Here is a 5,335-nt window from a genome sequence, read left to right as displayed (position 1 = left end):
CCATGTGGAGCCGCGCCGCCCGGGGTTTGTCAATGCCGCAGGCCGCGATGGGGCCCGTCATCCACCTATGATCGCCGGTCCGGCCTGCAAGACGCGCCAAGGCTGTGCATGGTGAACGGAAGGGCGCGCCCACCGGCGGGTCGGATGAGTTCGGGAGCGTCGCGTGCGCCGGCCGCGGCGGGCGCTGGAGCGGCTCTCGTCCGGAGGGCCCGCGGCGGGGTTGGTAGGCCCGGAGGGAATCGAACCCCCAACCAAGCCGTTATGAGCGGCCTGCTCTAACCGTTGAGCTACGGGCCCCCGCGCTTCGGCGCCCCTTCGATAGCCTTGCGGCGCGGGAGGGGTCAATCGGGCAGGCCCGCGCCATGGGCCGCGAGCCGGTAGGGCAGCAGCTCGCGCCGGGTCGGGTCGACCTCGATCGCGGCCTTGAGGGGGGGGACCGAGCGCTGGTGGCAGTCGGCCCGCTCGCAGATCCGGCAGCTGATGCCGATGGGTTCGTAGGAGGCGGGGGAGGCGAGATCGAGGTCGTCGGCATAGACCAGCGCGCCCGCATGGCGCACCTCGCAGCCCCAGCCGATGGCGTAGCGTCGGGTCGGGCGCCGGTAGCCGCCGCCGGGCTTGGTCACGTCGCGCGCGAGGCAGAGATAACGCACGCCGTCCGGCGTCTCGGCCAGCTGGCGGATCAGGCGGCCCGGCGTCTCGAAGGCCTGGTGCACGTTCCAGAGCGGACAGGCCGACCCGTAGCGGGCGAATTGCAGACGGGTGGCGGAGTGGCGTTTGGTGATGGTGCCCGCCTGGTCGACGCGCACGAAGAAGAACGGCAGCCCCGTCGCGCCTTTGCGCTGCAGCGTGGAGAGGCGGTGCGCCACCTGTTCGAGGCTCGCGCCGAAGCGTTCGGCGAGCAGCTCGATGTCATGGCGGGTCTCCTGCGCCGCCTCGAGGAAACGCCCGTAGGGCATCACCGCGGCGCCGGCGAAATAGTTGGCGAGGCCGATCTTGCAGATGGCCCGTGATTCCGCCGAACCGAAGCCCGCCAGGTCCAGCGTCGCCTCGATCAGGTCGGCATGGGCGGTCAGCGCGATCTGGACGGCCAGCTGGAACAGCCTGGTCGCGGGGGCGACGCGGGTGGAGAGGCTGAGCACGGCCCCGTCGAGCCGCCGCAGCTCGGGGATGTCGACCACCCGCACGTCGATGCCGTGGCGCGTCTCCAGCCAGTCGGCGGCGGTCTGCAGGGGGTCGCGGGCGCCGGGGCCGAGACCTGCGGCGGCGGCGAAGCTCTCCGCCGCGCGGTCCACGGCGTCTATGTAGTTGTCGCAATAATGAAAAAAGTCGCGCACCTCCTCCCACGGCTGCGGGGCGAGCGCGTCTTCGCGCCCCAGCGCGTCATCGAGGCTCGCCAGTCGCTCGCCCCGCTGGCGATAGGCCCGGTGCAGCGCGAGGAAGGCCCGCGCGAGGCCGGGCGCGTTGGAGGCGGCGAGGTCGAGATCCGTGGCGGGCGGCTGCGCGCCGGCGAAGACCGGGTCGGCCAGCGCCTCGCGCATGTCGGCGGTCAACCGCTCGGTCTCGCCCAGCGACAAAGTGGACAGGGATTTTCCGAAGCGATCCGATAACGCGAGCAGGACCGAAGCCGAAACCGGCCTGTGGTTGTTTTCCATCTGGTTGAGATAACTGAGAGAAACTCCTACCGCATCGGCGAATCCGGCCTGGGTGAGGCCGGCGTCGCGGCGGGCTTCGCGCAACTGCGCGCCGGCGTAAAGCTTGCGGGCGCGGGTCATTTCACGATGATGGGGGCAGGGAGCATGGCGGTCAGCCTTGGGCGACTTCGCAAATTCGCGATTTGCAATAACTTACGATGGCCGACTTCGCAACTCCACCGAACAGAGGTTTCCGGGATGGCGGCGCAGCGTTAGGGTGCGCCACCGACCGGAGAGGGAAAGGGCGCGCGATGAACGACATCCTTGCGGAACTTGAGCTGCGGCGTCAGACGGCCCGGCTGGGCGGCGGACAGCGGCGCATCGACGCCCAGCATGCCAAGGGCAAGCTCACCGCGCGCGAGCGGGTCGACCTGTTCCTCGACGAGGGCTCGTTCGAAGAATTCGACATGTTCGTGGCCCATCGCTGCACCGACTTCGGCATGGAGGAGGACCGGCCCTACGGCGACGGCGTGGTCACCGGCTGGGGCACGGTCAACGGCCGCATGGTATACGTCTTCTCCCAGGATTTCACGGTCTTCGGCGGGTCCCTGTCGGAAACCCACGCGCAAAAAATCTGCAAGATCATGGACATGGCGATGCGCAACGGCGCGCCGGTGATCGGGCTGAACGACTCGGGCGGCGCCCGGATCCAGGAAGGCGTCGCCTCGCTCGCGGGCTATGCCGACGTGTTCCAGCGCAACATCATGGCGTCCGGCGTGGTGCCGCAGATCTCGGTGATCATGGGGCCCTGCGCGGGCGGGGCGGTCTATTCGCCGGCGATGACCGACTTCATCTTCATGGTGCGCGACTCGTCCTACATGTTCGTCACCGGCCCGGATGTGGTGAAAACCGTGACCAACGAAGTGGTTACGGCCGAGGAGCTGGGCGGCGCCAAGACCCATACCACCAAATCCTCGGTGGCCGACGGGGCCTACGAGAACGACGTCGAAGCGCTGATCCAGACCCGCCGGCTGGTCGATTTCCTGCCGCAGAACAACCGCGAGAAGCCGCCCGTGCGGCCGTTCTTCGACCAGGTGGACCGCATCGAGCCGTCGCTCGACAGCCTGATCCCGGACAATCCCAACAAGCCCTACGACATGAAGGAGCTGATCCTGAAAGTCGCGGACGAGTCGGATTTCTTCGAGATCCAGGCCGAATATGCGAAGAACATGATCACCGGCTTCATCCGGATGGAGGGCGAGACGGTCGGCGTCGTCGCCAACCAGCCGATGGTGCTGGCCGGCTGCCTCGACATCGACAGCTCCCGCAAGGCGGCGCGGTTCGTAAGGTTCTGCGATTGCTTCAACATTCCGATCCTGACGCTGGTCGACGTGCCGGGGTTCCTGCCGGGCACGGGCCAGGAATACGGCGGGGTCATCAAGCATGGCGCCAAGCTGCTCTTCGCCTATGGCGAGGCGACGGTGCCCAAGGTGACGGTGATCACCCGCAAGGCCTATGGCGGCGCCTATGACGTCATGGCGTCCAAGCACTTGCGCGGCGATGTGAACTACGCCTGGCCGACCGCGGAGATCGCGGTTATGGGCGCGAAGGGCGCGGTCGAGATCCTGTATCGCTCGGAATTGGGCGATCCGGAGAAGATCGCGGCGCGCACCAAGAACTATGAAGATCGCTTCGCAAATCCCTTTGTGGCCGCCGAAAAAGGCTTCATCGACGAAGTGATCATGCCCCAGTCCACGCGGCGCCGGGTGGCGCGGGCCTTCGCGGCGCTTCGCAACAAGAAGCTCGAGAACCCGTGGAAGAAGCACGACAACATTCCGCTGTGAGCATGGGTATGGAAACCGATATCGGCGGCCCGACCGCTCCGAGCATGGCTCTGGTGCGGGCCCATGCGTTGCAGCTCGCCCGGCGCTGCCTGCGGATCGGCTGGTTCGTCAATGCCTTGAACCCGCTTCTTGGCGCCACGCCGAAGTCTTCGGAGGCGATCGCCGCATTGCTCGACGCCATCGTGGCGGAGGGCTGGCAGATCCGGCAGACGCTGTGGCCGGAGGCCGAGGCGCTCGGCCCTCGCGCCGAGGCGCTGCGCGGGTTGCTGCGCATCAAGGGCGACGGATTCACCACGCTTCGCAACGGGTTGCAGGCCGACACCGCGCATGTGGATCTGCGGCTCGACGGGTTCGGCGGCCCGTTGCCGGGGCCGCTGAAGGTCTATGACGCGGCCGGGTTCGACCGGGCCCGGGTCGAGAACCGCCTGCCGGCGCATTTCTTCATCATCCGTGAAAACCGCTATGTTTACATGGAGATGGATATCAATGTTCAGGCGCTTTGCGCGGAGATCGATGATGTGATCCTGCGGGTCCAGGGGCTCGACAAGGGCGCGAAGAAATCGGTCGACGAGATGCATGACAGCTTCTCCCACGCCGCGCGGAAGCCGAAGCGGTGACGGCCGGTTTTGCTCATCAGATCATGGGATTGCCCCGCGCAGCTCATCTGGATGCAAGGGGCTGATCCGGCATGGGCGGGCCTTCGTTCCACCTGTTCGCTTCCGGGCCGCGCCCGGTCGCGCCGTTCTCCCACGCGGTGGAGAGCGACGGTTGGGTGATCCTGACCGGGCAGATGCCGACCGATCCCGCCGCCCCCGACGCGCCCCTGCCTTCGGGCGTCGAGGCGCAAACCGTTCGGGTGATGGAAAACCTCAAGATCATCCTGCAAGAGCTTGATCTTGATCTGTCTCATGTCGTTCAGTGCCGCTGCTTCCTGACCGAATTCCAGCGCGATTACGACGCCTTCAACACGACCTATCAGCGCTTCTTCCCCGAAAACCGACGCCCCGCCCGCACCACGGTCGGGGTCACGGCGCTGGCCGTGGGGGCGCTGGTCGAGATCGATTGCATCGCGAGGCGGCCGTGACCGGCGCGGGCGCGAAATCGGGGGGGCGCAACCCGTGCGCCGGGCGTGCGCCGCGCGTATGCCAGGTGGAAGACTCGGGTATTCGCGTGCCGCGGGAACGGGACGCATGGAAAACCCGCGCCGCGACCTCCATCTTCTGGATGTCCGACGCCACCGGGGGCCCCGCCCATGCCGACCCGATACGATCCCAACCGCCTGCCGAAATTCGTGCTGCGTCATGCGATCAACGGCGTGGTCGCGGGCTGGGTGGCGATGCTGGCGCTGATCCAGCTGGATGTGGGGGGCCTCGGCGCCCGGCTCTCGGCCGCGCCGGAGGAGAATCTGGCCACCGCGCTGCTGGCCTTCGGCTTCGGCGTCAGCTTCGGCTTTCTGGGCATCGCCTGGGGCGTGCTGGTGGTTCTGCCGGGGCTCGCGCCCGAACCGCCGCGGAGCAAGCGGCGGGACTGAGCCGTTTCCGCACCGGGCCGGCCATCAGGCGGAACGGCGTTCCGCTGGCCTTGAAATCACCCCGAATAAGGCGAAAAAGCCTCGATTTCTCCGGGGTTCGCGCCTTATTCGAAGCCATCTTGTCCCCTAGCGAACATCACTTGCTGGGAGAGACGTCATGGCCTTCGCCAACACCACCCGCTTCACCGCCCGCTCCGCCGCTCTCGCCACGCTGGTCGCGGCCGGGCTGCTCGCCGGTTGCGGCAACTCGACCGGAGAGCGCGCGTTGTCGGGCGGCGGCGTCGGCGCCGCGCTCGGCGCGGGCGCGGCCGCCGTCACCGGCGGATCGG

Annotated in this window: 5 protein-coding genes and 1 tRNA gene; 4 read left to right on the top strand and 2 right to left on the bottom strand. The window is 67.8% G+C overall.

Annotated elements, in window-relative coordinates; genetic code table 11:
• Positions 1–221: 221 nt before the first annotated feature.
• Both ACTB72_RS20235 and ACTB72_RS20230 read right to left on the bottom strand, forming a co-directional pair.
• Positions 222–297 (bottom strand) — tRNA-Ile (locus ACTB72_RS20235).
• A 44-nt stretch (positions 298–341) separates the two neighbouring features.
• Positions 342–1,772: a helix-turn-helix domain-containing protein gene (locus ACTB72_RS20230; protein ID WP_463038828.1), complete on the bottom strand. Its 1,431-nt coding sequence runs from the start codon at positions 1,770–1,772 to the stop codon at positions 342–344.
• Between the two features lie 170 nt (positions 1,773–1,942).
• Between ACTB72_RS20230 and ACTB72_RS20225 the strand changes: the two genes are divergently transcribed.
• The 4 genes from ACTB72_RS20225 to ACTB72_RS20210 all read left to right on the top strand — a co-directional run bounded on the left by ACTB72_RS20225 (position 1,943) and on the right by ACTB72_RS20210 (position 5,006).
• On the top strand, positions 1,943–3,475 hold the full coding sequence (locus ACTB72_RS20225; protein WP_463038827.1) for an acyl-CoA carboxylase subunit beta: 1,533 nt from the start codon (positions 1,943–1,945) through the stop codon (positions 3,473–3,475).
• A gap of 8 nt (positions 3,476–3,483) precedes the next feature.
• Positions 3,484–4,092 (top strand): hypothetical protein, encoded by a 609-nt coding sequence (locus ACTB72_RS20220; RefSeq protein ID WP_463038826.1) that lies wholly within the window; start codon positions 3,484–3,486, stop codon positions 4,090–4,092.
• Positions 4,093–4,163: 71 nt separating this feature from the next.
• Complete coding sequence (locus ACTB72_RS20215) at positions 4,164–4,559, top strand: RidA family protein (protein WP_463038825.1); 396 nt, start codon at positions 4,164–4,166, stop codon at positions 4,557–4,559.
• A gap of 168 nt (positions 4,560–4,727) precedes the next feature.
• Entirely contained in the window at positions 4,728–5,006 is a 279-nt protein-coding gene (locus tag ACTB72_RS20210) for a hypothetical protein (RefSeq protein ID WP_463038824.1), read from the top strand.
• The last annotated feature ends 329 nt before the right edge of the window (positions 5,007–5,335 follow it).

It is taken from the genome of Albimonas sp. (genome assembly GCF_055129145.1).
The sequence above is the reverse complement of the archived record's forward strand: the minus strand, read 5'-3'. Positions and strand labels throughout refer to the sequence as shown.